23 protein-coding genes and 1 pseudogene are annotated in these 23,709 nt (G+C 63.8%); 16 read left to right on the top strand and 8 right to left on the bottom strand.

Going from position 1 to position 23,709, the window contains the following annotated elements; all coding sequences use genetic code 11:
* Positions 1-4: 4 nt before the first annotated feature.
* The 7 genes and pseudogenes from NGM15_RS04750 to NGM15_RS04720 all read left to right on the top strand — a co-directional run bounded on the left by NGM15_RS04750 (position 5) and on the right by NGM15_RS04720 (position 7,342).
* Positions 5-2,083 carry a hypothetical protein gene (locus tag NGM15_RS04750; protein WP_253435969.1) on the top strand — a complete coding sequence of 693 codons (2,079 nt, stop codon included), beginning with the start codon at positions 5-7 and terminating at the stop codon, positions 2,081-2,083.
* Positions 2,084-2,462: 379 nt separating this feature from the next.
* The gene (gene tbsP / locus NGM15_RS04745) at positions 2,463-3,281 is read left to right on the top strand and encodes a transcriptional regulator TbsP (RefSeq protein ID WP_253435967.1); all 819 of its coding nucleotides are present in this window, start codon (positions 2,463-2,465) and stop codon (positions 3,279-3,281) included.
* A 320-nt stretch (positions 3,282-3,601) separates the two neighbouring features.
* A complete protein-coding gene (locus NGM15_RS04740; RefSeq protein WP_253435965.1) occupies positions 3,602-4,360 on the top strand; it encodes an RNase P subunit p30 family protein in 759 nt (252 codons plus the stop codon).
* Positions 4,308-4,928 carry a class I SAM-dependent methyltransferase gene (locus tag NGM15_RS04735; RefSeq protein WP_253435963.1) on the top strand — a complete coding sequence of 207 codons (621 nt, stop codon included), beginning with the start codon at positions 4,308-4,310 and terminating at the stop codon, positions 4,926-4,928. Before NGM15_RS04740 ends, NGM15_RS04735 begins: the two co-directional genes overlap by 53 nt.
* 16 nt (positions 4,929-4,944) lie before the next feature.
* Positions 4,945-5,286 (top strand): annotated as a pseudogene (locus NGM15_RS04730) (Rpp14/Pop5 family protein); the annotation flags it as partial.
* A 446-nt stretch (positions 5,287-5,732) separates the two neighbouring features.
* On the top strand, positions 5,733-6,500 hold the full coding sequence (psmA, locus tag NGM15_RS04725) for an archaeal proteasome endopeptidase complex subunit alpha (RefSeq protein WP_253435960.1): 768 nt from the start codon (positions 5,733-5,735) through the stop codon (positions 6,498-6,500).
* A gap of 116 nt (positions 6,501-6,616) precedes the next feature.
* Positions 6,617-7,342: a ribosome assembly factor SBDS gene (locus tag NGM15_RS04720; protein ID WP_253435957.1), complete on the top strand. Its 726-nt coding sequence runs from the start codon at positions 6,617-6,619 to the stop codon at positions 7,340-7,342.
* A 33-nt stretch (positions 7,343-7,375) separates the two neighbouring features.
* Here NGM15_RS04720 and NGM15_RS04715 read toward each other — a convergent pair whose 3' ends face one another.
* The 3 genes from NGM15_RS04715 to NGM15_RS04705 form a co-directional block, all read right to left on the bottom strand.
* Entirely contained in the window at positions 7,376-7,681 is a 306-nt protein-coding gene (locus tag NGM15_RS04715) for an FUN14 domain-containing protein (protein ID WP_253435954.1), read from the bottom strand.
* Between the two features lie 193 nt (positions 7,682-7,874).
* Complete coding sequence (locus tag NGM15_RS04710; RefSeq protein WP_253435952.1) at positions 7,875-8,162, bottom strand: DUF8028 family protein; 288 nt, start codon at positions 8,160-8,162, stop codon at positions 7,875-7,877.
* 185 nt (positions 8,163-8,347) lie between these two features.
* Positions 8,348-10,579, bottom strand: coding sequence for a CDC48 family AAA ATPase (locus tag NGM15_RS04705; protein WP_253435949.1), 2,232 nt, complete (start codon positions 10,577-10,579; stop codon positions 8,348-8,350).
* Positions 10,580-10,810: 231 nt separating this feature from the next.
* Between NGM15_RS04705 and larC the strand changes: the two genes are divergently transcribed.
* Positions 10,811-12,406, top strand: a complete 1,596-nt coding sequence (gene larC / locus NGM15_RS04700; protein ID WP_253435946.1) for a nickel pincer cofactor biosynthesis protein LarC — start codon at positions 10,811-10,813, stop codon at positions 12,404-12,406.
* A 114-nt stretch (positions 12,407-12,520) separates the two neighbouring features.
* On the opposite strand, the gene NGM15_RS04695 is transcribed toward larC, so the two are convergent.
* The gene (locus NGM15_RS04695; protein WP_253435943.1) at positions 12,521-13,327 is read right to left on the bottom strand and encodes a hypothetical protein; all 807 of its coding nucleotides are present in this window, start codon (positions 13,325-13,327) and stop codon (positions 12,521-12,523) included.
* 94 nt (positions 13,328-13,421) lie between these two features.
* Here NGM15_RS04695 and radB point away from each other — a divergent pair, with 94 nt between their 5' ends.
* Positions 13,422-14,120, top strand: a complete 699-nt coding sequence (gene radB / locus NGM15_RS04690) for a DNA repair and recombination protein RadB (protein ID WP_253435940.1) — start codon at positions 13,422-13,424, stop codon at positions 14,118-14,120.
* 92 nt (positions 14,121-14,212) lie between these two features.
* Here the strand turns inward: radB and NGM15_RS04685 are convergent, their stop codons facing one another.
* The gene (locus tag NGM15_RS04685; RefSeq protein ID WP_253435937.1) at positions 14,213-15,370 is read right to left on the bottom strand and encodes a CBS domain-containing protein; all 1,158 of its coding nucleotides are present in this window, start codon (positions 15,368-15,370) and stop codon (positions 14,213-14,215) included.
* A gap of 102 nt (positions 15,371-15,472) precedes the next feature.
* On the opposite strand from NGM15_RS04685, the gene NGM15_RS04680 reads away from it, so the two are divergent.
* The 5 genes from NGM15_RS04680 (at position 15,473) to NGM15_RS04660 (ending at position 19,002) form a co-directional block, all read left to right on the top strand.
* The gene (locus NGM15_RS04680) at positions 15,473-15,820 is read left to right on the top strand and encodes a lycopene cyclase domain-containing protein (RefSeq protein WP_253435934.1); all 348 of its coding nucleotides are present in this window, start codon (positions 15,473-15,475) and stop codon (positions 15,818-15,820) included.
* A 96-nt stretch (positions 15,821-15,916) separates the two neighbouring features.
* A complete protein-coding gene (locus NGM15_RS04675) occupies positions 15,917-16,675 on the top strand; it encodes a CAP domain-containing protein (protein WP_253435932.1) in 759 nt (252 codons plus the stop codon).
* Between the two features lie 57 nt (positions 16,676-16,732).
* A complete protein-coding gene (locus NGM15_RS04670; RefSeq protein WP_253435929.1) occupies positions 16,733-17,536 on the top strand; it encodes a YihY/virulence factor BrkB family protein in 804 nt (267 codons plus the stop codon).
* A 109-nt stretch (positions 17,537-17,645) separates the two neighbouring features.
* Positions 17,646-18,401 carry a hypothetical protein gene (locus tag NGM15_RS04665; RefSeq protein ID WP_253435926.1) on the top strand — a complete coding sequence of 252 codons (756 nt, stop codon included), beginning with the start codon at positions 17,646-17,648 and terminating at the stop codon, positions 18,399-18,401.
* 169 nt (positions 18,402-18,570) lie between these two features.
* Positions 18,571-19,002, top strand: coding sequence for an arsenate-mycothiol transferase ArsC (locus tag NGM15_RS04660; protein WP_253435924.1), 432 nt, complete (start codon positions 18,571-18,573; stop codon positions 19,000-19,002).
* Positions 19,003-19,200: 198 nt separating this feature from the next.
* Here NGM15_RS04660 and NGM15_RS04655 read toward each other — a convergent pair whose 3' ends face one another.
* Entirely contained in the window at positions 19,201-19,659 is a 459-nt protein-coding gene (locus tag NGM15_RS04655) for a response regulator (protein WP_253435921.1), read from the bottom strand.
* Between the two features lie 198 nt (positions 19,660-19,857).
* Complete coding sequence (locus NGM15_RS04650) at positions 19,858-20,430, bottom strand: peroxidase-related enzyme (RefSeq protein ID WP_253435919.1); 573 nt, start codon at positions 20,428-20,430, stop codon at positions 19,858-19,860.
* A gap of 258 nt (positions 20,431-20,688) precedes the next feature.
* Here NGM15_RS04650 and NGM15_RS04645 point away from each other — a divergent pair, with 258 nt between their 5' ends.
* Both NGM15_RS04645 and NGM15_RS04640 read left to right on the top strand, forming a co-directional pair.
* Positions 20,689-21,180: a metal-dependent hydrolase gene (locus NGM15_RS04645; protein WP_253435917.1), complete on the top strand. Its 492-nt coding sequence runs from the start codon at positions 20,689-20,691 to the stop codon at positions 21,178-21,180.
* Positions 21,181-21,304: 124 nt separating this feature from the next.
* Positions 21,305-22,591, top strand: coding sequence for a cation:proton antiporter (locus NGM15_RS04640; protein ID WP_253435914.1), 1,287 nt, complete (start codon positions 21,305-21,307; stop codon positions 22,589-22,591).
* A 92-nt stretch (positions 22,592-22,683) separates the two neighbouring features.
* On the opposite strand, the gene NGM15_RS04635 is transcribed toward NGM15_RS04640, so the two are convergent.
* Positions 22,684-23,706 carry an LLM class flavin-dependent oxidoreductase gene (locus NGM15_RS04635; protein WP_253435911.1) on the bottom strand — a complete coding sequence of 341 codons (1,023 nt, stop codon included), beginning with the start codon at positions 23,704-23,706 and terminating at the stop codon, positions 22,684-22,686.
* Between the last annotated feature and the right edge of the window lie 3 nt (positions 23,707-23,709).

The raw sequence follows: 23,709 nt of genomic DNA, 5'->3' as shown, positions 1-23,709 counted from the left end.
TCGAATGATAGAGTGGGAGGTGGCCGACGACGACACCCACCTGCGAGTGGTCGACGCAGACAACGCCGAACTCCACGTGCAGGGGATCGGCCTCGACGTCGAAGGCCCAGGTCCGGACATCTCGCGGCCGGTCGACGACACCGTCGCGGTGACGGCAACCGCGTTTCGCTTCCCGCACGCCGTCGTCTACGCGTTCTCGCTCGGCCGAGACGAACGATTCCACCTCGAACCGGATCAACACTCGATGACGCTTCCGCCCGGTGAGTACGTCCTCGACATCGACACGGGCATCAAGACCTACCTTCGGTTCTCGGGGGAGGCGGTCGTCCAGCGCGCGCCGGACTATTCCTCGCTGGTCGTCTCCTTCCCCGAGCGCACGCGAACCATCCTGGGCTTCCGGAGCCGTCACGAGCTGCCGGCCGAGACGATCACGATTCCCGACACGCCCGCCGGATTCGCTCGCGGCCTCTCCGCGCTCTCGTCGTCGATCAAGACCGACTCACCCGATCGTACGTACCCGACGCTCCGCGGTCATCCGCCGCTGCTCGAGACCGGCCCCACGTTTTCGGCACCCGACGCCGTCCTCGAGCAGGCGTCCCAGTCCGACATCGAACTCGTCGTCCCGCCGTGTTACGACACGCTGTTCGTGACGGCGCCACTCGCGTACTACCTGCAGGCGGCGGTCAGGACCGAACCCGACGCGACACCACGCATTCGCCTCCCGTCGGTCGCCCGCGAACACGAACTCGCGCCGATGCCCGACCTCGAGCGGGACGTCGAACAGTGCCTGCGGCAGTGGTTCTTCCTGGACTGTCTCGTTCGCAACGCCGGTCCCTACGGCACCACGCTCGCGGAATCGAGCCTGCTCGATGTCCTCGACCTCGACGCGGAGCGACTGTACCACGCGACGCCCCAGGAGCGACTGTCGACGTACCTCGACGTTCCGTATGCAGCGGTCAAACACCGGCTGCCGGAGTGGCACCTCTCGACGTACGTCGAACCGAACGCGGCGAGCGTCGAGGCGATTCCCCATCTGCTCGATCGCCTCAGCCTGATCTTCACGCCCAGGACGTCGACGCTCGAGGGACGAGAACTGGTCGAGCGCTCGCTCACCGACTTCTACCGCAGCGGGCCGTCCGGGGCCGGGAAGGTCGCCTCCGTCAACATCGTCAAACCGGAACTTCGGGGCGGACGCGTCCACGGTTGGCTCGCAGACGGCGTCCCCATCGACGTGTTCAAATCGACCGTCGGCGCCTACCGGAACCGCCTCCAGTTCCTCGAGCGCGACACAGAGTCGACGTCGATCCGCGTCGTCCTGAACGATCCCGAAATGGCTGGTGAACGCGAACGGGTCGCCGAAATCTATCAACAGCGAGCGGAGGAACTCTCCCTCGACGTTCGCGTCCAGGAACACCTCACGACCGACGCGCTCGCGCGACTGCTCGAGGACGACCACGCGTTCGTCCACTACATCGGCCACTGCGAAACCGGCGGGTTTCGGTGCCCGGACGGATCGCTCTCGGTCTCGAGCCTCGAGCAGTGTCGCGTCGAGACGTTCTTCCTCAACGCCTGTGGCTCGTACTACGAAGGGATGGGACTCATCGAGCGCGGGAGCGTCGCGGGGGCGGTGACGTTCACGCAGGTGCTCAACGACCACGCGCTGAAGGTCGGCGCGACGTTCGCGAAACTCCTCGTCCACGGCTTTAGCTTCGAGCGCGCGATGCGACTCGCCCGGCGACGGATCATGATGGGAAAAGATTACGCCGTCGTCGGCGACGGCACGCACGCGCTGACGGGCGGCAACCTCGAGTTGCCAACGACGGCGACCATCGACCGACTCGAGGACGGCCGGTACCTGCTTGAACTCGAGTGTTACTCCACGCGGGTCAACGGCCTCTACTACTTTCCGCATGCAGCCGACAACGAGTACAGCTATCTCTGTGGTTCGCCGGCGACGTTCACGCTCGATGAAGCAGAACTAGCGGCATTTCTCGCGGAATCGAACGTCGCGGTTATCTACGACGGTGACGTCTACTGGTCGACCGAACTCGCCGGCGAGTTCGACGGTCAAGGGCCTCCGTAAGTGCTGATCCGACTGGACGCGTCGGTCGTCGTCTCGTGCTCCTGGATTGGCTGTTCGGGGGCTCCTCGCTCTCGTCCCCACGGTCGCGTATCCGTGACACCCATACGACAACAGGAATGGCATTCAGGGGAGTTAACTGTTGCTATTGTGTGACTATCTAGCACAGACATACGACTCTCTGTTACTGACGATGGAACTTCAGCACGGAACGGTGCCTGACGGCTTTCTGTATGTGGTTTGCTAGCTAAACTCTCGGTCGATCGAAAGAAATGCCGAGAAAAGCGACAAAAATCACCTCATCTGGACGTTAACCACAAGGTTTGGCAGAATTTGGGCCAACAATATTAAGTAGTTGGCGATCAATTACTTGTGTATACGCATGGCTTCGAATTTACTCAACCACCAGATTGACGATATCCTCGAGTCAGTTCTCGAGGAGACGACCGGTGACGTATACATGATCAACCCGTCCTGGGACGCCATCGACGAGTTCGTCACCGTCGCGACGACCTTCGACGGCGACCTCCCGACCGTCCACATGCTCGCGGACGACCGCACGCTCAAGGACGTCATGGACGACTTCATCGTCGCCTCCAACGCCGCCGACCTCATTGCCGACGGCGCCCTCGAACTGCGAACCCTCGATCAGGCTCCCGAAAACTCCCTGCTCATTACCGAGGACAGCGTCGTCGCTGTCGTCCACGCGGGGGACCGCGTCGGCGGCCTCGTCACCGAGGACGAGGAGTTCGTCGAGGCCGCGTTCGACACCTACGCCGGCCGCTGGGAGGAGGCGAACGCCTTCAACCTCCGAACGCCGCCGATCACGCGCGTCCGCGAGACGCTCACCGACGAGATCAGCGCCGAGGCCGAGGAGGACTTCACGGCGATCCTCAACTCGCTCGAGACCGCTCGCGGCGACGGCGACGGCCTGGACGAGGTAACCATCTCGCTGCTCGTGGCCGCGAAGAACGAGGCTCTGCTCTACGACATCAGCAAGTGGGGCGAGGACGTCGGCATCGCCAGCAAGGCGACGTTCAGCCGAACGAAGACCAAGCTCGAAGACATGGGCCTGATCGACACCGAGAAGGTCCCGATCGACGTCGGTCGTCCGCGCCTGCGCCTCAAAATCGGCGACGAGCGCCTCGACGAGGCCGACAACGGCCAGCTCGCGACGGTCGCTCAGAGTATTCTGAACTAGAGAACCGACCTTTTACGCTGCGGTCTTGCTTCGCTGACGGCTTCGCCGCCAGCGATGCGTCCCTCGGTAAAAGCTCGACCAAAAGCACTCCTCCCTTCGTTCGCTCACTCCGTTTACTCACATCGGTCGTCGGCCCGCTCGCTCATTCTTCGCTCGCGGTACAATTTCGTGCGGTGCCTGCCCTTCCCGAAACGCGGGACTCTCGCAGTGCTCGAGCCCCGCGTCCGGCCACGTCGGTCGTCCAGAGCTGTTCTCATCAGTGGCAGTTCTCCACGTATGCGGTCGCAAACCACAAGTCACCGCCGTCCCTCGAGTTGCGTATGTACGAGGCCGTTCGCGTCGACGCCGACGCCGATGGAGTCGAAACGGACGCCGAGACCGTCTCTCGCGTCGCCGAAACTGCCGCGAGCTACGGCTTCGAGGGCGTGGTCGTTCGAAACCACGACGGCTCGAGACTCGAGTTCGACGCCCAAGATCTGGCTGACGAGCACGGCATCGACGTCGTCGACGGCATCGAAATCCGGGCCAACGATCCCCACCAGGCCAGCGGTTCGGTGGGGAACTACCGACCGCAGTACACGATCCTGGCGATCCACGGCGGCACGAACGCGCTCAATCGGTTCGCCGTCGAAACCGACAAAGTCGACGTGCTCGCGCACCCGATGGACGGCTCTGGCGACGTCAACCACGTCCTGGTGAAAGCGGCCGCGGCCAACGGCGTTCGCCTCGAGTTCTCCTTCGCGGACGTCCTCCGGACCACGGGTGGCCGGCGGGTTCGGGCCGTCCAGTCGCTTCGCAAACTCCGGGAGATCGTCGACTACTACGACGCGCCGTACGTCGTCAGCGGCGATCCCGAGGGGCCACTCGAGGTACGGGCGCCGAGGGAACTCTGCGCGCTCGGCGTCGAACTCGGCTTCGACCGCGAGTGGATCGTCGACGGTCTCGCGGAGTGGGGACGACTGGTGGCGCGCAACCGACGGATCCAGTCCGATTCGTTCATTGAACCGGGGGTCGAACGTGGACGATATGAAACGAAGCGTCGCGGATCACGCGGCTCGATTCGACGAGAAGGCGAGTGAGTACGACGACTCGAAGAGCGACGAATACCGCGCGTGCGCGAATCTGGTTATCGAACACGCGGCCCCCGAATCCGACGAGACGATCCTCGACCTCGGCGCCGGAACCGGGGCGATCGCCCTCTCGCTCGCGTCCGACGCCGAGGCTGTGATCGGCCGGGACATCAGCGAAGGCATGATGGACGAAGCGCGCGCGAAAGCGGAGGAACGCGGCCTCGAGAACGTCTCTTTCGACTACGGAACCTTCCGCGAACCCGACGTCGACAGCGTCTCCGTCGATATCGTCACCTCGAACTTCGCCATGCACCACCTCGCGGACCACGAGAAACGCGAGGCCATTGACGTCATCGCCGCCCTCGAGCCCCGACGATTCGTCCTCGGGGACGTGATGTTCTTCGGCGAACCGGACCCGAGCGAGCCGTTCTACGACCCCTCGGTCGACGACCCGGCGACGGTCGGAACGCTGGCAGACGCGTTCACCGACGCCGGCTTCTCGCTGACGGCCGTCGAACGGGTTCACGACCAGGTCGGTGTCCTGGTCGCCGAGCGTGCCGAGAAACAGGAGCCGTGAGTCGCTGCACCTGCACATGAAACACCTCCCGAAACACCTCCGGCCGCGGTGGCGATACCTCACCGTCGCTCTCGAGAGCCGTCCCGACGCGGTCATCGGTCGGCGAGCCTTCCAGCGGGAAGTCTGGTACGCCGGTCAGAACCTCCTCGGCGATCCGGGGAGTGCGGACGCCGACCTGACGGTCGTCCGATTCCGGTTCGACGCCGACGCAGGAAACGGGGAGGCGATAATCCGCGTCCGCCACGGCGAGGTCGACCGTGCTCGAGCCGCGGTCGCCTGCGTCCAGAGCGTCGACGGCGCGTCGCTGGGTCTGGTCGTTCGAGGCGTGAGCGGAACGATTCGGGGGGCCGAGTCACACCTGTGATGGGCCGTTCGATCGACGATGCCCCTGTTTCTCGAGCTTGACGCTCGAGCGAACACCGGAAACGAACGTTCGAGCGAACACTCGCGACAAACGCCCGAGGAGAACACTCGCGAGATGAACACCGGAAACGAACGCTCGCGACGAACGCCCGAGACAAATACGCCCCCGGACCGCGGTAAGCGAGACCGGAGGAAGAAAACTATTTAGGACGCCGCCGGTAAGGTCGGGTAGAGAGATTCGTCGTGTTCGACATCGCTGACCGAGTCGTCGGGCGAACGAGCGTCGTTTCCATCCTGTGGCGATGACTGGTGCCGATGGCGGTCATCCGGGGGCAGTCACCCGGCCCGATGGAATCGGTGCCGGCGCCGTTTCACCGCGACTCGATGACGCGACCGTCACCACGACACCCCTCGATTCCGATCTAACGTTAACGTGATACTATGCAGGGACAAGCCCAACAGCAGGCGTACGACCGCGGCATCACGATCTTCTCGCCAGACGGCCGACTCTACCAGGTAGAGTATGCCCGCGAGGCGGTCAAACGTGGCACCGCGAGCATCGGCATCCGAACGGCTGGCGGCGTCGTCCTGGCCGTCGACAAGCGGATCCCATCGCCGCTCCTCGAGGATTCGAGCGTCGAGAAGATCCACAAGGCCGACGACCACATCGGCATCGCGAGCGCCGGTCACGTCGCCGACGCTCGCCAGCTTATCGACTTCGCCCGCCGGCGGGCGCAGGTCAATCACCTCCGCTACGGCGAACCCATCGGCGTTGAGAGCCTGACCAAAGAGATCACCGACCACATCCAGCAGTATACCCAGGTCGGCGGTGCCCGCCCGTTCGGCGTCGCACTCATCGTCGGCGGCATCGAGAACGGCGAACCCCGTCTCTTCGAGACCGATCCGTCGGGAACGCCTTACGAGTGGAAAGCCCTCGCCGTCGGCGCCGAACGCGGCGAACTCCAGGGCTTCCTGGAGGAGAACTACGACGAGGAGGCGGACCTCGACAGCGGCGTCGCGCTCGCGCTCGAGGCGCTCGCGTCGGTCAACGACGACTCCCTCCTCCCCACCGAAGTGGGCCTGGCGACGATCGACGCCGAGACGGAGTCGTTCGTCCAGTTCGACGACGACCGCATCGAGGAGTACCTCGTGGAGAACGAACTGCTCGACGAGGGCGACGACGAAGACGAGACCGACGGCGAGGAGTAATCTTCGCTACCGCGAACGCGACCATCGGCAACGGTGTCCTAGCCCCGACCCCGACCCCGATCCCATCACCGCCCGACGGGAAACACTCTTGTAACCGCCCGCGGATATCTTCGGATATGATATCGCTCGACGAGGCAGTCACCGCGCGACTCGAGTCACACGGTGCGCGCTTCGAAGTGCTTGTCGACCCTGACGCGGCACTGACGATCAAACGCGGCGAGTTCGACGGCGACTTAGAGGACGTCATCGCCGCGGAGGACGTCTTCGACAACGCCTCGACGGGTGACCGGCCGGCCGAGAACGACCTCGAGGACGTGTTCGACACCACGGATCCCCTCGAGATCATACCCGAGGTAATCAAACGTGGAGAGATCCAGATCACGGCCGAACAGCGCCGGGAGATGCAAGAACAGAAGCGAAAGGAACTGATTACGACCATCGCGCGAAACGCCATCAACCCGCAGATGGACGACGCGCCCCACCCTCCCGAGCGGATCGAAAACGCCCTCGAAGAGGCCGGATTTACGGTCGATCCGATGGAACCGGCGAGCGAACAGGTCGACGACGCCCTCGACGCCCTTCGCCCCGTGATCCCAATCCGATTCGAGGAGATCACCATCGCCGTCCAGATTCCCCCGGAGTACGCCGGAAGTGCCCAGGCAAAGATTCGCCAGTACGGCGACCTCGAGCGCGAGGAGTGGCAACCGGACGGCTCCTGGATCGGCGTCATCACGTTCCCGGCCGGGTTGCAAAACGACTTCTACGACGTCGTTAACGAAAATACGAGCGGCGAAGCGGAAACACAGATCGTCAGCGATAAGGGTGAGTTGAGCACGCGGTAGCGATCGTTCGACGCACGAAATTCGAAAAGTCAGTTATCCGCGACGGAATCCGATCAGGAAGCCGGCCGTGAAGCCGACCCCGACGGACATCGTCGAGATGAGCGACTCGAGGTAGGTCGGGTCTGCGTGTTCTGACGTTTTGATCAATCCGTTCGATAGCGCGCCCCAGTCGACGATGAGGATACCCTGTGATTCGAGGTACCGGAATATGACGAGCTGGACGCCGATGATGACGGCGATGAGTTTAGCGATTTTCTTCGCGGCGAAGCCCATGAGGGCGCCGATGGCTGCACCGCCACCGAACTCGAGTCCCAGGGCCGTTGGATCGATATTGACCATGATAGAGAGAATTCGAGTCGGCCACCATGACTTTTGTGGTGAGTGGACATTCTCGGGAACCGGATGGACAACGCCGGCAGAGGGGAGTGGCTGACGACTGCATAGCGGACTAGCGAGGCGACCTTCCGTTTGGACTACCAGCGTGCACCGCTTGCAACTACAAGCGTGCACCGTTTGAAACTATCAGCGCGAACTACCGCTCAACATTGTGCGCGTGGCCAACGTAAAGCGCCACCAGGTGGACGGCAAGGAGGGTGACGAACAGGCCCGTTCGCGTCCCGTCCGAACCAATGGCCAGTATCGGCAAGTACGCGATCGGCAGTACAATCGCCGTCCAGAAACTCGCGACGCGCAGGCGGTCGACGAAGCTCTCGGTCGCGGGTCCGTGCTCGCCTTCTCGTTCGGTCGTGGAAGCGGCTTCTCCGGGCGCGTCCTGGTCGGTTGCGAGGCGACTGTCCTGTGTCGCTCGAGGCCCTGGCATTGGGTCACCTGATCACCAATACCTTCACCGTGGACGCATAAATACCGAATACTGCGTTTCGTCGGAATCGGCTTAGTTCACTCGTGTAAGCCGTGATTACCGAGTCGAGCCGATTCGACGTTCGAGAGAAAGAGCCGATTACGACCGATGGGCATCCGGTTTACGCCGGTCGTACCGATCGTCCGTTACTGGAACCCGATACGACTTCCCCGGCGACCCGTGCCGGGTTCGACCCTGTTTCCACCGCCCTTGAACTGCTGTTCGATCTGATCGTAGTACTCGAGGATGTCCTCGTTGATCGTCGGGCGCACGTTTTCCATCGCTTTCCGGAAGTGGCGCATCTCGACGAGATCGGCGTCGTCGTCCTCGCGGAGCGCCTCGATCGCTGCCTCCCGGCCGATCGACTCGAGGTCGCTGCCCACGTACCCCTCCGTGATCTCGGCGATCTCGCGCAAGCTGACGTCCGCGGCCAGGGGCGTGTCGTCGGTGTGGATTTCGAGGATTCGTTCGCGACCCTCAGTGTTTGGTTCGCCGAGCATGACCAGCCGGTCGAAGCGGCCCGACCGGAGGAGGGCCGGGTCGATCATGTCCGGGCGGTTCGTCGCACCGATCACCATCACGTCCTCCATCTCCTCGAGGCCGTCGAGTTCGGTCAGTAGCTGGTTGACGACGCGTTCGGAGACGTTCGACCCGACCTCGCCGCCGCGGCCGGGGGCGAGCGAGTCGAGTTCGTCGAAGAAGATCACCGTTGGGGAGACCTGCCGGGCCTTCCGGAAGGTCTGACGGATGGCTTTCTCGGACTCGCCGACCCACTTGCTGAGCAACTGTGGGCCGCGAACCGAGATGAAGTTGGCGTTGGTCTCGTTGGCGACGGCCTTTGCCATGAGCGTCTTTCCGGTGCCCGGCGGGCCGTACAGCAAGACGCCCGCGGGTGGGTCGATGCCCATCCGCTCGAACTTCTGGGGCTCGCGCAGGGGCCACTCGACGGACTCCTTGACCTGATCTTTCGCCTCGTCGAGCCCGCCGACGTCGTCCCAGCTAACCTTCGGCAACTCGACGAGGACTTCCCGCATCGCCGACGGTTCGACCTCGGCGAGAGCGCCGCGGAAGTCCTCGCGCTTGACGATCATCCGGTCGATCAGGCTCGGCGGGATGTCCTCCTCGTCCAGGTCGATCTCCGGGAGGTACCGCCGCAGGGCCTTCATCGCGGATTCTTTGGTCAGACTCTCGATGTCCGCGCCGACGAAGCCGTGGGTCTCGTCGGCCAGGTGCGAGAGGTTGACGTCGTCGGAGAGCGGCATACCCCGGGTGTGGATCTGCAGAATCTCCTCACGGCCGACCTCGTCCGGGACGCCGATCTCGATCTCGCGGTCGAACCGGCCGGGCCGGCGGAGGGCGGGGTCGACGCTGTCGACGCGGTTGGTCGCGGCGATGACGATCACCTGGCCGCGAGCCTCGAGGCCGTCCATCATGGTCAGCAACTGGGCGACGACGCGGCGTTCGACCTCGCCGGTGACGTCCTCGCGCTTGGGGGCGATGGAGTCGAGTTCGTCGATGAAGATGATCGCGGGAGACTCCTCGCTGGCGTCTTCGAAAATTTCGCGGAGCTGTTGTTCGGACTCGCCGTAGTACTTCGAGATGATCTCGGGGCCGGCGATGGAGAAGAAACTGGCAGAGGTCTCGTTGGCGACGGCCTTCGCGAGCAGCGTCTTGCCCGTCCCCGGCGGGCCGTGCAGGAGCACCCCTTGCGGGGGCTCGATTCCCAGCTTCTTGAAGATCTGGGGGTGTTTCATCGGCAGTTCGACCATCTCGCGGACGCGCTGGATCTCGTTCTGGAGGCCACCGATGTCCTCGTAGGTGATCCCGCCGCCGGTCTTCTCGAAGCCCGAGATGGGCTCCTCGCGAAGTTCGACGTCGGTATCCTCGGTGATGAGGACGACGCCCTCGGGATCGGTTTCGACGGCGATCAGCGGGATTGCCTGGCCCGGCGAGCGCATGAACGGGTGGTTCGTCGAACTCATCACGGGGACGATGTCGTGGCCGACGACTGGCCGCTTGAGGATCTGGCGTTTCACCATGCCGGCGGCGTCGGAGCCGAACTGGACGGAGGCCTCCTCCGGGGGAGCGAGCACCAGCGTGTTCGCCTTCGTCGCCTCGGCCTTCCGAATCGTGACGCGCTCGCCGATGCCGACGTCGGCGTTCTGGCGGGTGAACCCGTCGATGCGGACGGTGTCCGTGTTCCAGTCCTGTCGGTCCGCACGCCAGACCTTTGCAGCGGTCGTCTCCGACCCTTCGATCTCGATGATGTCGCCCGGACTCAGCTTCAGGTGAAGCAAGGTGTCCGGGTCGAGACGGGCGATGCCGCGGCCCGAGTCGTTCGGGTACGCTTTCGCGACCTCCAGTTGCACTTCGTTCATGGTTTGGGGTAGACGGGGATGTTCCTGACTCCGACTCGGTGTCGGATAGGTGTTTTGCTCACAGCAGACGCATACGAACCGCGAACGCACCTGTGCTAGCGCCTGTCATATGTGACTGAGTCAGGGAGCTACATAGATGTACCGGCCTCGGTCGTTTTCCGAGACGGAACGACGGTCTTTCCCTGTGCGGGAGTGCGTGGGTTTTTGGTCACGCTGCCCGCCGTCCTAGCTATGACCAGGAGACTGCTCGCCTTCGACGGCCGGATGGGCGCAAGCGGCGACATGCTGCTCGCCGCCCTGCTCGCCGCCGGGGCTGACCGGGCGGCCCTCGAACCTGTCGAGCGCGCGCTCGATGTCGAGTATCGTATCGGGCGCACCTCGAAGTGTGGAATTCACGCGACGACGGTCGACGTCGTGATCCCCACCTCCAGCAGCCAGGACGCCCACATCGAGGCACCCCGTCACGACGATGTAGAGCGCGGGGACGAATATAAGGACGACGGTGTGCACGGGCAAGGTTCCGAAAGTGAGGTTGCGGGCGATCACCATGGAGACGATCACGGCCATGCCCACGGCCATAGAAACGACCACGACCACGACCACACCGCCGATAATAGCCACGACCACTATCACGACCACAGCCACGGAGACGGCCACGACCACACCGCCGATAACAGCCACGACCACTATCACGACCACACCGCCGATAATAGCCACGACCACGGCCACGGAAACGGCCACTATCACCATCACGACCACAGCCACGGAGACGACCACGACCACCATCACGATCACGAAGCTGACGGCCACGTCCACGCCGAAGGCCACGGCCCTCACCGGAGCTACCTCGAGGTCTGCGACATCGTCCGAAACATGGGCCTCGAGGAGCCGGTCGAAGCCGACGCCCTCGCCATCTTCGAACGACTCGGCGAAGCGGAGGCCGCCGTCCACGGAACCGACATCGAGTCGATCCACTTCCACGAGGTGGGCGCCGACGACGCCATCGCGGACGTCGTCGGTACCGTACTACTGATACACGACCTCGAGGTCGACCGCGTCGTCACGACACCCATCTCGGCCGGCGGCGGCACCGTCTCGATGAGCCACGGCGAGTACCCAATCCCCGCCCCAGCCGTCCTGGACATAGTAAAGCGGGCCGACTGGGAACTCTCCGGCGGCCCGGTCGAGGCGGAACTACTGACACCGACGGGGGCCGCTATCCTTGCCCACGTCGCCGAGGGAATCGAGACTCTGCCGACGATGAACGTCGAAAACGCAGGCTACGGCGCCGGTGGCTACGACCTCGATCCGCACCCGAACGTTCTCCGCGCGCTGGTCGGGACGACTCGCGGGACCCTCCAGCGCGAGGACATCGCCGTCCTGGAGACGAATCTCGACGACGCGACCCCCGAAGTGCTCGGCGGCCTCCAGGAGACGCTCTCGGACGCGGGCGCTCGAGACGTTTCCATCGGCCCAGTCACCATGAAGAAGTCCCGGCCGGGCCACCTGGTCAAGGTGATCTGCAGACCCGCCGACAGGGAACGCGTTGCCCGGAGGCTCGCCGAGGAGACGGGAACGCTCGGAATCCGCGACGCCGGCGTCACCCACCGCTGGATCGCCCGGCGCGGGTTCGAGACGGTGAGTCTCGAAGTCGGCGGCGACGCCTACGAGGTGACGGTCAAGGTGGCGAGCGACGAGGCCGGCGATGTCTACGATGCGAGCGCGGAGTACGACGACGCCGCGGCCGTCGCCGCCGAGACAGGTGAGCCGATTCAGTCCGTCGTGGCTCGAGCGGAGCGGGCGTTCTGGGCGGAACGTTCGTCCTGATGCTAAAACTATATATTCTATAATATTTGATGCATATGGCGTAGTAATAAGATATATTTTCTATAGCTTTGGGCATCACACCACTACACGCGACCTCGAGTCACGACCTCGAAATCAGTTCACATCGCCGTTATCGTTGCCGTCTCTTCTGTCGGGGACATCTCCCCCGCCGCCGTCGTTACCATCGTTTCGATGCACCGCGAGCGCCTCCTCGACCGTCAACTCGCCACACGCGACCCGCCTGGCCAGGGCCTCGTCGATCGCCCGATTCGTCTCACTCCGCTCGCGCGAGCGGTCCTTGATCACCTGGAGCTCTCCCGGCGTCGGTTCGATCTCGCGTGTGTCGATCGCCTCGCCCTCGAGACGGGCGATGTTCACCGCCGCGAGGACGTCACCCATTCCTCGAGCGCCGGTGCCGAGGTACGGCGTCGTCCCCGTCTCGTCGACCATCTCGACGCGGACGTCCTCGAGTTCGTTGATCAGTTTGGCTCCCTCCAGGCGCGACCCGTCGCCGATGCGGACGACCGGGTCGACGGCGTCGTCGCCGCGGACCTCCTCCAGGACGACGTCAACGGCGTCCCCCAGCGGTACCTGGAACGCGGCGACGACGGTTTCTCCGGCGAGCACGGCAATGCCGGGTTGGCGGCCGGGGTCGACGCCGACGACGGTTCGACCGTGCTCACCGCGAATGGTCGCCAGCGCCTGATCGACCGCCTGTCGGCTGTCGTCGGGGTCCACGACGATGGTCGGCGCGTCGGCATCCCCGAACGATTTGGCGTGTTCTGCGCCGGTGAGGACGACGACGGTTTTCGACGGGAGCGGATCGTCGGGCTCGATCGTCGTGAACGTCGCACCTCGCTCGCGAAGGTCGGCGACGACCTCGTGGTACACTTCGAAGTCCGCGGTGGCGACGACGATCATAGTCCCGCTTCGACCGCCACCGAATAAATTGCTCCGTCTCCGGACGAGCGATCGGTTCCGGGGGGTTTTTGCCCGCGACCTCCCAACTGAGCGCGTGAACGACGAGGCGATATCGACCGGCTGTCCCCCGGTCGACGCGTTGCTCGAGGGCGGGTTCGAACGCGGAGCAGTCACGCAGCTGTACGGCCCGCCAGCGTCGGGGAAGACGAACCTCGCGCTGTCGGCCGCCGTCGAGACGGCCGTCGCCGGTGGTACGGCCGTCTTCATCGATACCGAAGGCGTCTCGGTCGATCGATTCGAACAGCTCCTCTCCGCTCGCACCGACGACGTCGAGTCGGTCGCCTCCAGGATCATCATCGAGGACGCCTACGACTTCGACGAGCAGGCCGAGGCCGTGCGCGACACTGCGGACTTCGCAACCCAGGCCGACCTGGTCGTCCTGGACAGCGCGACCGGCTTCTACCGAATCGAGCGCGCCGAAGACGGCGAGGCGGGCGACGCCCTCCGTCAGGTGGCCAGCCAGATTACCCACCTGCTCTCGCTCGCGCGCAAGCACGACCTCGCGGTGGTCGTCACGAACCAGGTGTTCGCTGATCCCGATAGCGACCGGACGCGCCCACTCGGGGGGAACACCCTGGAGCACTGGACGGGCGTGGTGATCCGCCTCGAGCGTTTCCGCGCCGGCAATCGTCGGGCGACGCTCACGAAACACCGCTCGAAACCGGCGGGCGAGTCGGCGACGTTCCGGATCACGGGGTCGGGGCTCGAAGGTGCCGACGACGCTCGGCCGTAGCGGCTTACGTTCCCAATCGCCGCGAGACGACGAATGCTAAAGTAACAAAATTTGTAATGAGTGCCAGTTTTCGCTCGAGTCGAGCCCTGACCTTAGAGTTCGTTCAACTTCCGGAGTAACTGCCCACGGTACTCCTCGTCGCTACGGACGCCCTTGAGCTCCAGGACGTTCCGCTCGAGTTTGTCCAGGGCGACCCTGAACGAGTTCTCCGCGCCGTAGCCCTCGCCGGAGCCGGCGACCTGGGACTTGTTCGTTCGGAGGCGGATCTGACACTGGATTAGCGGCGTGCCGCGGAGCTTCTCCTTGTGCTCGTGGAAGCGGACGTGGGCGTGGTGGACCCGCATGTCCGCGTACTTGTCCGAGACCTGTTCGATGCTCTGGACGATGGACTCCCGGGAGATGGTGTCCATGAGCGAGATGTTCGTGATCTGGACGTCCATGTGCTCTTCCTCGGTGAACGTGAGCGCCCGGAGCACGTCGGTCTTGGTGACGACGCCCTCGATGAGTCGGTCGTCGTCTGCGGGCGTGACGACCAGGCCGGCGTAATCGTCCTCGAGCATGGTTTCGACGGCCTCTCGAGCGGTCTTGTCGGCCGTCGTGGTAACTACGGGGCTGTTCATGATGTCGTAGAGCGGCACGTCGAGCATCCGCTCGTTGTCGCCGACGCGGTCGCCGGTCGTCATGCGCTCGTTTTCTCGGATGACGAAGTCGGCGATGTCGTGGGTCGTCACGACGCCGGTCAGGTAACCGTTCTCGTTGACCACGGGGAGCCGGGAGATACCGTGTTCGCGCAGGTGATTGATTGCCTTGCCGACGCCGTCGTCCTCCGCGAGCGTGATCGGGTCGGTCGTGTAGATGTCGCCGACGGTGATCGCGTCGAGGTTCTCGAGGACGGCAGTGAGCAGGTCGTCCTCGGTGATGACGCCCCAGAGGTTCTCGCCCTCGAACACCGGTGCGACCTTGGTGTTGCCCTCGACGAGCATGCGGGCGACCTCCCTGACGTCCTCGTGCCGGTCGACTTTCGGCGCCGGGTCGTTGCGACTCGGCTTGATCAACGCCGCCACCTTGGCGTCGTCTTCGACGTGTGACTGGAGTACCTCGCGCTCGCTGATGACGCCAGCGTACTCTCCGTCGTTGGTCACGATCAGCCCCTTGGGGTTGCCGTCCTCGAAGGTCGAACGGACTTTCCCCATTCGCGTCCCGACGTCGACCTCGATGTACTCCGTGGTGGCGATATCGGCGATATTCATCGTTACACCTTCCCCTTCTCTCGCTGGACTATTTAACGTACCGCCCGCGCCTGTAACCCGTGACTACCGGGTGTTTTTATGTACCGCCGTCCTGGTCGTGACATGGCTCGAGACATTTCCGTCTTCGGCCGGTACACCTACCTCGCGACGGAGATCTTCTGGGGTGCCATCGCGTTCGTACTGCTGCGACGGGCCGGCGCGCTCAAACGGGCGGCCGTCACGATCATCGCGCTGTATCCAATCGCCTATTTCTGGGACTGGTACACGCTCGAGGTCGGCGTCTTCGACATTCAACTGCGAACGGGTTACGACATCGGCGGTATTCCGATCGAGGAACACCTGTTCATGGCCGTCGTTCCCGGGCTGGTCATCGCCTTCCACGAGACGATATTTGACTCGAGTGTGGCCACTTCCCTGGAAGAGGGAGACCCATCGCCAGCCGAGAGGTAGTCCGTACGTCGTCGCGAACGACCCTCGCCGGGACCTGTCTCGAGCGACGACACTCTCAATCGGTAGTTAGTTACTGTCGTTCGTGGACGTCCACCCATGAGCAGACGCGGTCGCCAATTGGGACGGGAGAAGTCGTCCAGCGAGCGCCAGACGAACAGAGCCAGTCTCAACATCACGTCACTCGTGATGACCGCCGTCCTGGTCGGCGCAATCGTCCTCGCGGGCGTACTGCTCGCCCCGCAGGCAATCGCGTTCGTCCAGGACGAACTCGGCCCCTCCGTCGAGCCGCCGGAACCGGGTGACCGAAACCCGCCGGTCACCGACCCGGACGACCCAGGACCCTCGAGCTACGAAACGGAGACTGAACGAGTGGACTCGAGCGCCGTCGAGGACCGCGTCCACGAACTCGTCAACGAACGACGCACCAAACACGGCCTCGAGCCGATCGCGTGGGACGGGACGGTCGCCTCGGTGTCCCGCGCCCACAGCCGAGACATGCACGCAGACAGTCGATTTGCCCACGTCAACGCCGACGGCGAGTCGCCGTACGACCGGTTTGGCGACGTCGCCGACTACTGCCGAGCTTACGGGGAGAACATCGCCCTCACGCACGTCGGGAGGACGGTCGAACGCTCCCACGACGGCGAACACGTCGAGTATCAGACCGCGGACGAACTCGCCGAAGGCCTCGTCGGGCAGTGGATGCACTCCGACGAGCACCGGGCGACGATTCTCGAGGAAAACGACGCAATCGACGGCTGGGACCGGGGCGGCGTCGGCGTCTACATCGACGACGACGGGCGAGTGTTCGCGACCCATAACTTCTGTACGGTGCGCAAACCGTTCGACTGGTGACGTCATCGGCGTCGATACTTCACATACTCTTAAGTTCTCCTCGTGGAAGCCGACGGCATGAGCCACCAGTCGGACCGCGACGTTCGTACCATCGTACGAGGGATCGTCGGAACCGCACAGGAGCGAGAGATCACGTTCCTCGCCGCCGGATTCGCCTACTACGCGTTCGTCTCGCTTTTCCCGATGATCGTGCTGGCGCTCGTCGTCGGTACCCTCGTCGGCGGCCAGCAGGTCGCAGAGGACCTGGTCGTGCTGGCCGGCGACTTCCTCCCCAATGCCGGCGAAGATCTCGTGCTCGAGGCGCTTACCGCCGAGTCGGGACGAACCGAGGCGACCATCGTCGCCCTCGCCGTCTCGACGTGGGGTGCGCTAAAGGTCTTTCGCGGGCTGAGCCTCGCGTTCGACCGCGTCTACGACACCGTCGCCGAGGACTCCCTGCTCGAGCAGATTCGCGACGGAATCACAGTCATCCTGACGATCGTCCTCGCGCTTTTGCTTATGATCCTCATCGGGGCGGTGATCGGCCTCATCGCCGGGCGGGTTCCCTACGTCGGGGTTCTCAGCTGGCTCGGATTGCTCCTGGGGCTCGTCCTGGTGTTCCTGCCGCTTTACTACGTGTTGCCCCCGATTCCCGTCGAACTTCGCGAGGTGATTCCGGGCGCGTTCTTCGCAGCGATCGGCTGGGTGCTCCTCCAGGCCGGCTTTCAGCTCTACGCCGCGAACGCCGGGCAGTACGAGGCCTACGGGGCGATCGGCGCTATCCTGTTGTTCGTCACCTGGCTCTACTTCGCTGGCATCCTGATCCTCCTGGGGGCAGTCATCAACGTGGTGCTGTCCCGACCCCGACTCGCCTCGGTGTAACCGGGTCCCGACGTAGCCGCGGCCGCAGGCTCAACAGGCGAGCGAAGGGCGGGTTTCGTCCCCCTCGGACGGGGAAAATTTATGCCGACTCGAGCGCCAGACGTGAGCGATGAGCGAGCACGACGGCGCGGACGACGGTCCGGGGAAGCAGGGGGCCGAAAGCGAAGACGACGGCCCGGGAGACCAGAGGGGCGAAAGGGAACACGAGGGACCCGGCGGCGGGCCGAAACGGGTCGTCTCGAACACGAGCGTCGACGACATTCTCAACTCGCTGAACGAGACGAACGCCGGCGACTCGAACCCCCGATCGGCCGACGCCACTCGTGCTCAATCTAACCCACCTGCTGACTCGAGGGGGCAACTCGAGGGTGAGGTGAGCTTCGAGGAAGCCGAAGAATCTGAAGAAGCGAGGGTCGAAAACGCCGAAGAAGAGGGGACGGGAAACGCCGAAGAAGTGAAGGTTGAGAACGCCGACGGAACCGATGGAGAATCCGAACAGACCCAAATCGCCGAAGGGGCCGATGGGAAAACGGAACCCGAGCAAGCGCACCGCGACGAATCGACCGTGAGCACCCCGACCCAGGACGACCTCTCGAGTCGCGTCGAGCGCGGAGCCGTGACGGGTGCCGACGTCCGGGCTGCCGAAGCCGGCGAGAGCCGCGAGCGAACCCCGGACATCGACGAAATCGACCTCTCGCTCGACGACCTCGAGACGAGGACACCGTCCGAATCTGAGGTGTCCGGGTCGACCGTCGCTTCTACTTCCAACCAGACCGACGACCCTGCTCCCTCGAGCGGCGAAGCCGACGACCGGCCGGACTCGAACGGACTGCTCGCTCGCCTGCGCAACCTGTTCTCGCAGTGAGTCAACGCGATGAGTCGCTGGACACGGGTCGCGCTCGCCTCCGTACTATTCCCCGGACCGCCCCGACTGTTCCTTTCGAAACGTCGCCACACTATCGACTCCGTGTGTGATCGTATCACACGGCACGACTCATATGAACCGTTAGGTTCCTCGAGCGACGACGTCGACCATGACGCGAATCGCACTGGTGTGCGTCCAGAACGCTGGCCGCAGTCAGATGGCGACCGCCTACGCCGAACGGGAACGTTCGACCCGCGGCCTCGAGGACGAGGTCGAGATTCTCTCCGGCGGAACTCATCCGGCCGACGCGGTCCACGACGAAGTGGAGGAAGCCATGGCCGAGGAGGGATTCGACCTCGCCGGGCGGACGCCGACGTCGATCACCACCGACGAACTCGAGTCCTGCGACGTCGTAGCGACGATGGGCTGTTCGACGCTCGACCTCGATACCGAGGTCGACGTTCGCGACTGGGCCCTCGAGGATCCTCACGGGAAAACACTCGAGCGAGTGCACGAGATCCGCGAGAACGTCCGACGACGGGTGATCGCGCTGTTCGACGAACTCGAGTCGGGGCGGGATCTCGAGCCGGTCACAGAGTAGGTATGAAAGCTCTGTTGACCCCTCTCTGATAGGTTTGCACTGCTGTGCTGTATTCAGAGACTATTGCCGGTGCGGGTTTATTCAGAGACTATTACTGGTGCGGGTAGCTGCACCCTACACGTGCGTACTTACCGTGACAAAGGATTGTTCTTTTAGGCCACACGTGAAGCACTCAGCTATCGAATCGTCAGTAGGAACTCAGGCTTCTTTGGGTTCCTCTTGAATGAGTGCCATCCAAAATCCCTCGATTTCCTGGACGAATTCGATATAATCCTCTGGTTCAACTGGCTTTTGGACGAAATGATCCACGTCGATTCCCTTCGATTTGAATATGTCCGCTCCAACCTCCGAACTCGTGAGGACAACAACCGGGATCTCACGGAGTGAAGGTCCGTTCTTCAGTTCAGCTAGGACGTCCGTACCACTTCTTCCAGGTAACTTCGGTTCGAGCAGGATGAGATCAGGACGCGGTTCGTCTGCATACTCTCCTCGCTGATTGACGAAATCGAGAGCTGCGTCGGCATCAGCGACCGTGTAGAGACTATTCTTGAGTTTCGCATCTTTGAACGATTCCGTAAAGAGACGGGTATCCCCGGGATTTGGTTCGACCAGTAATATGGTTACCAGCCGATCCTCCTGCTCACTGTCTGAAGCCATTATAGATGATTTGACCGAACAGTGAAAAGGCTGCGGCCAATTGGCATTGATCTGTACTTTCTCTGTATAAACCGCTTACCACTACGAACCTCGAGCGACTCCTCGTGCGACATTCGTGCTCTGTATCCATCACGCGATTCCTGTCGGGATTGAAGATATTCAACAGAGACGTGGGTAAACACTGAACACGGCGTGGCGTTACTCACGACCCAGCGTGTGAAACTCCTCGTTCGGTCGCATGTCGGCCAGTTGAGCCATTCGATTCGAGAGGTTGAAAAACGCCGCCACCGAGCCGATGTCCCAGATCGCCTCGCGGCTGAACCCGTGATCCTCGAGTGCCTCCAGGTCCGCCTCCTCGACGGTCGCCTGGTCGGTCGTGAGCGCGACCGCCAGGTCGAGCATCGCTTGGTGGCGGTCGCTGACGTCGGCGTTCCGGTAATTCGAAATGAGCTGATCGGCCAGCAGCGGATCGTCTCCGTAGAGGCGAACGAGCGCCCCGTGGGCCGTGTTGCAGTAATAGCAGTCATTGGCCCCGCTGACGGCGACGATGATCATTTCGACCTCCAGGCGCGTGAGTTCGGTGTCTTCGACCAGGGCGTCGTAGTACTGGAAGAACGCCCGAAAGTGTGAGGGACGGTAGGCGTACGCGAGGAACACGTTCGGCGTGAAGCCAGCGCGTTCGGTCTCCTCCTCGATGCGCTCTCGGAGGTCTTCGGGCAGGTCTTCCACGTCCGGAACTGGAAACCGGGTCATCGGATCGACGTCGGTCATGGTCTCGAGGACGGGCGCCTCGAGGAAAACGTTCCGGGTCCGAGCGGTCAGACGGCACCTCGAGTCCCCCATACTCGACTCGGTCGACAGTCGAATTCGTCGACACTCGAATCTCCTGGATACTCACCTCCGCCGGTACCCGAGTTGCCGATACCCGTACCACTTCGGGACGCGGATCGCTCCGGGACGCATCTCTCCCCGGAACACCTCGTTCAGAAGGATTATGCCACGGCTGTTCGTGCCCTCGAGTAGAGGTTCATGTACCAACTCGGCCACTACGGCGTCGCCCTGCTCCTCTACGCGCCCATTGCCGTCTGGCTCGGCCTGGCTGGTGAGGAGTTCGTCGCCCTCCTGGGCGCCGTCATCTGTCTCTCCTTCTCGACGCTCCCGGACTGCGACCACAGCCTGCCGTTCGTCGCCCACCGCGGGATCACCCACACGATCGGATTCGTCCTCCTGGTTCCGGCCGTGGTTGCCGGCGTGGCCTACGCGGCCCTCGAGGTGACGATGGGGTCGCCGGACCCGGTCGTCGTGGGGTTCGTCTACGGCGTCACCGCGTTGTCCCTCGGATCGCACCTGCTGGCCGACGCCTTGACGCCGATGGGAATCACCCCCTTCTGGCCGCTCTCCTCGTACCACGTCTCGCTCCGGGTCACGACCGCGAAGAATCCGGTCGCCAACTACGCCCTGTTCGCACTTGGGATCGCGGCGAGCGTCGCGTCGATCGTCGTCGTGACGGGTGGCTGGTAGCCGACCTGACGGGACTGCCTCGTCGAGCCGGTTGCTCCCGTGCTCGGACTCGCCGACGATCGGTGACGTTCTCTCCTCGTCGACCCCCGATACCTTTCACCTCGGTTGACGGAATACACGTCGGATGAGCGCCTACGAAATCGCGTTGATCGTCGTCGCCTTCGCCATAGTGGGCGCTGTGCTGCTCCCACGGTTTTTGACGGACAAACCGCTCTCGCTACCGATGATCTACGTCGGGTTCGGCGCGGTCCTGTTCTGGATCGTCCCCGGATTACCGACGCTCGATCCGGTCGCCAACTCCGGCGTGACGGAGCGACTCACCGAACTCGTCGTGATCCTCGCGCTGATGGGGGCCGGGTTGAAAATCGACCGTCCGTTCGACGTGCTGAGGTGGGGATCGACCTGGCGACTCCTTGCGATCACCATGCCGGTGTCTATCGCACTACTGACCGTTCTCGGGTGGTACGTCGCCGGGCTGCTCGTCCCAACGGCGATTCTCCTCGGCGCGGTTCTCGCACCGACCGATCCCGTTCTGGCGTCGGACGTCGAAGCCGGCGCCCCGCTCACCGAACTCGAGGAGGAACGATCGGACGAGCACGAGTGGGGATCCGTTCGGTTCTCGCTCACGTCGGAGGCGGGCCTCAACGACGGGCTGGCCTTTCCGTTCACGTATCTCGCGATCGCGGCCGCGTCGGCGAGTATGGCTGGATACGGCTGGCTGGTCGACTGGTTCCTGGTCGACGTGCTGTACAGGATCGGCGCCGGGGTCGTCGTAGGATACGTCGTTGGACACGTCATGGCCCGAGTGGTGTTCTACGCGCCATCGCTGTCGCGGCGAGAGGAAGTGATGGCTGGGGCGGAGGCGCTCGCGGCGACGCTCTTCGCCTACGGACTGGCCGAGTTGCTCGGCGGATACGGATTCATCGCCGTGTTCGTCGCCGCTCTCGAACTCCGCCGGTTCGAGTGGGAACACGATTACTACCAACACCTGCACGACTTCGCTGCTATCGTCGAACGACTCCTCATGGCGACGGTGCTGGTGCTGTTCGGCGGCGCAATCGCGGGCGGGCTACTGGCACCGCTGACGTGGGATGGCGCAGTGCTCGGCCTGGTTTTCCTGTTCGTGATCCGTCCCTTCGCTGGCGGTATCGCCTTCCTCGGCTCCGACGCGCCGACGGCCGACCGCGCCGTCATCTCGTTCTTCGGCATCCGTGGTATCGGCTCGTTTTACTACCTGTCCTTCGCGCTGGCCCACGCGTCGTTCGAGGAGCTCGAGCTGCTCATCGCCGCGGAGTGGTTGTGGGCCTTCGTCGGCTTCGTCGTCCTCGTCTCGGTGTTCGTTCACGGGTTCACGGCCAGTCCCGTGATGCGTGCTGTAGACGAACGCCGCCCCGTGGACGGACTGCGGTAATCTCGAGCATTGGTTTCACGTCCTCGTTCCGGGCACCCATCCCGTGTCTCGACAAGTGTACGTCAACGATCCACGGAACTGCCAGCAGCGACTCACTCGAGCCCAACGCCCTCGGCCAGGAGTTCGTGTGATCGCAACACGTCCTCGTGATCGGCGACGAGGTTCTGGACCATCACCTCGGAGACGCCAACGCGGTCTACCAGTTGCTCGAGGAGCCCCGCCAACGTGTCTGGGTCGCCCGAAATCGCTCGCGGCCACTGCCCATCCTGGAGGTCGGCCGGCGTCGGATCGGGCACCTCGCCGAGTTCCGAAATCGCCGTCTCGACCGATGGCAGGGAGCCGACGACGCCGCGTTGCATCCGCTTGTAAGACGCCTCCGCGGTCGCTCGGAGGCGAGCCGCCTCCCGGTCGGTCTCGGCGCACGCGGCGTTGATCGCCAGCATTCCGTACGGGTCGTCGGGACCGGCGCCGATCGAGGAGGGCTCGAACGCGTCCCGGTAGACCTCGAACGCTCGCTCCGCGAGGTTCGGTCTGATGAACGCCGCGAAGCAATAGCGGAGGCCGAGTTCGCCCGCGATTTTCGCACTCGAAGGGCTCGAGCCGAGCACCCAGAGGTCGGGCGGACCGGCGCCGGATCGCGCCAGGGTGAGGTCGGCGTAGGCGTGGTCGTCCCCGAACCCGTCGTAGAGGTGGTTCGTGACGGCCTCGATCTTCTCGGCGTGGTCGCGGTCGGGATTCTCGCTCACCCGCGAGGTCTGGAGCGCGCTGTCTGCGGCCGGGATTCCGGTCGCGCGGCCGAGGCCGAGGTCGATCCGCCCGGGGGCGAGTGAATCGAGGACGCCGAACGCCTCGGCGACCTTGAACGGGCTGTAGTGGTTGAGCAGGACCGTTCCGGACCCGAGCCTGATCTCCTCGGTTCGGGCGGCGAGGTGTCCGATCAGCACCTCCGGGGTCGTCCCCGCGATGGAGTCAGCCATCCCGTGGTGTTCTGCGACCCAGAACCGATCGTAGCCCACTCGTTCGGCCAGCTTCGCGAGCGAAATCGTGTTCCCGTAGGCGTCGGTTGCCGTCTCTCCCTCGCGAACGGGCGAGAGGTCGACGATGGAGAGGTCCATGAC

Source organism: Natronosalvus halobius, from assembly GCF_024138145.1.
In the GTDB taxonomy this organism is placed as follows: Archaea; Halobacteriota; Halobacteria; order Halobacteriales; family Natrialbaceae; genus Natronosalvus; species Natronosalvus halobius.
The sequence above is the reverse complement of the archived record's forward strand: the minus strand, read 5'-3'. Positions and strand labels throughout refer to the sequence as shown.

What these genes read in the sequence shown, in the direction of transcription:
- NGM15_RS04750 (WP_253435969.1), top strand. Translation starts at nt 5, where the DNA reads ATGATAGAGTGGGAGGTGGCCGACGACGACACCCACCTGCGAGTGGTC.
- tbsP (WP_253435967.1), top strand. Translation starts at nt 2,463, where the DNA reads ATGGCTTCGAATTTACTCAACCACCAGATTGACGATATCCTCGAGTCA.
- NGM15_RS04740 (WP_253435965.1), top strand. Translation starts at nt 3,602, where the DNA reads ATGTACGAGGCCGTTCGCGTCGACGCCGACGCCGATGGAGTCGAAACG.
- NGM15_RS04735 (WP_253435963.1), top strand. Translation starts at nt 4,308, where the DNA reads ATGAAACGAAGCGTCGCGGATCACGCGGCTCGATTCGACGAGAAGGCG.
- psmA (WP_253435960.1), top strand. Translation starts at nt 5,733, where the DNA reads ATGCAGGGACAAGCCCAACAGCAGGCGTACGACCGCGGCATCACGATC.
- NGM15_RS04720 (WP_253435957.1), top strand. Translation starts at nt 6,617, where the DNA reads ATGATATCGCTCGACGAGGCAGTCACCGCGCGACTCGAGTCACACGGT.
- NGM15_RS04715 (WP_253435954.1), bottom strand. Translation starts at nt 7,681, where the DNA reads ATGGTCAATATCGATCCAACGGCCCTGGGACTCGAGTTCGGTGGCGGT.
- NGM15_RS04710 (WP_253435952.1), bottom strand. Translation starts at nt 8,162, where the DNA reads ATGCCAGGGCCTCGAGCGACACAGGACAGTCGCCTCGCAACCGACCAG.
- NGM15_RS04705 (WP_253435949.1), bottom strand. Translation starts at nt 10,579, where the DNA reads ATGAACGAAGTGCAACTGGAGGTCGCGAAAGCGTACCCGAACGACTCG.
- larC (WP_253435946.1), top strand. Translation starts at nt 10,811, where the DNA reads ATGACCAGGAGACTGCTCGCCTTCGACGGCCGGATGGGCGCAAGCGGC.
- NGM15_RS04695 (WP_253435943.1), bottom strand. Translation starts at nt 13,327, where the DNA reads ATGATCGTCGTCGCCACCGCGGACTTCGAAGTGTACCACGAGGTCGTC.
- NGM15_RS04685 (WP_253435937.1), bottom strand. Translation starts at nt 15,370, where the DNA reads ATGAATATCGCCGATATCGCCACCACGGAGTACATCGAGGTCGACGTC.
- NGM15_RS04680 (WP_253435934.1), top strand. Translation starts at nt 15,473, where the DNA reads ATGGCTCGAGACATTTCCGTCTTCGGCCGGTACACCTACCTCGCGACG.
- NGM15_RS04675 (WP_253435932.1), top strand. Translation starts at nt 15,917, where the DNA reads ATGAGCAGACGCGGTCGCCAATTGGGACGGGAGAAGTCGTCCAGCGAG.
- NGM15_RS04670 (WP_253435929.1), top strand. Translation starts at nt 16,733, where the DNA reads ATGAGCCACCAGTCGGACCGCGACGTTCGTACCATCGTACGAGGGATC.
- NGM15_RS04665 (WP_253435926.1), top strand. Translation starts at nt 17,646, where the DNA reads ATGAGCGAGCACGACGGCGCGGACGACGGTCCGGGGAAGCAGGGGGCC.
- NGM15_RS04660 (WP_253435924.1), top strand. Translation starts at nt 18,571, where the DNA reads ATGACGCGAATCGCACTGGTGTGCGTCCAGAACGCTGGCCGCAGTCAG.
- NGM15_RS04655 (WP_253435921.1), bottom strand. Translation starts at nt 19,659, where the DNA reads ATGGCTTCAGACAGTGAGCAGGAGGATCGGCTGGTAACCATATTACTG.
- NGM15_RS04650 (WP_253435919.1), bottom strand. Translation starts at nt 20,430, where the DNA reads ATGACCGACGTCGATCCGATGACCCGGTTTCCAGTTCCGGACGTGGAA.
- NGM15_RS04645 (WP_253435917.1), top strand. Translation starts at nt 20,689, where the DNA reads ATGTACCAACTCGGCCACTACGGCGTCGCCCTGCTCCTCTACGCGCCC.
- NGM15_RS04640 (WP_253435914.1), top strand. Translation starts at nt 21,305, where the DNA reads ATGAGCGCCTACGAAATCGCGTTGATCGTCGTCGCCTTCGCCATAGTG.
- NGM15_RS04635 (WP_253435911.1), bottom strand. Translation starts at nt 23,706, where the DNA reads ATGGACCTCTCCATCGTCGACCTCTCGCCCGTTCGCGAGGGAGAGACG.